General features: G+C 33.3%; 1 other RNA gene. It reads left to right on the top strand.

The window, feature by feature from the left end:
• Window positions 1–626 precede the first annotated feature (626 nt).
• Window positions 627–745, top strand: a transfer-messenger RNA (tmRNA) gene (gene ssrA, locus AN960_RS24225); the annotation flags it as partial.

The raw sequence follows: 745 nt of genomic DNA on the forward strand, positions 1-745 counted from the left end.
AGCTTAAGTGCCGATATTCTTGGACGTGGGTTCGACTCCCACCGTCTCCACCAATACATACTGTTTGGTGGTTTTTTATTGTTTAAATATCAATAATGAAACCTCTTTAAACATTGATATATCAGTGTTTAAAGGGTTTTTTCTATTTAGGAGTAACTGCAGATAATTATAGTTTTATAAATATGCTATATTTTTAGTACGTTCATCTATATAAAATAATAACCTTTCTTGAATTTAAATTAGAACAATCAAATAGTGAGCTAAGGCGATCTATCAATCGTGAATATATAAGTTGATTCGGATAGAGGCAAGCTAGAGGAATGAATGGAATGTTTAGAAGTTAGACATAAAATGTTTCTACGTAGGAGGGGAGAGGATACTATCTTAAAGTTCTGATCGTCAAAAAATCAAAATGGATAATTGTTGAAGTATTGGTAACTAAACTAATGTATTAGAAACAATTGTTAATAGCAACTTCAAGTGGATATGTTATAATAAGTTTGTAAGTTAATCAGCAACATAAATTGCACGATGTGTAGTTTTTATAAATTATGAAGCCTTTGCTTTATGCTTCGTAAGTCACTCATAGCGAACATATCTGAATAAGTTGTGTGAGCATTTTATATGGGGACGTTACGGATTCGACAGGGGTAGTTCGAGCTTAAGTTGCGAGTCGAGGGGTCGGCCTCGTTAAAACGCAAAAGCCAATAACTGGCAAAAACAACAATTTCTCTTTAGCTGCTTA

Origin of the sequence: Bacillus sp. FJAT-25509 (assembly GCF_001420605.1) — a bacterium.
Classification (GTDB): domain Bacteria; phylum Bacillota; class Bacilli; order Bacillales; family Bacillaceae_G; genus Gottfriedia.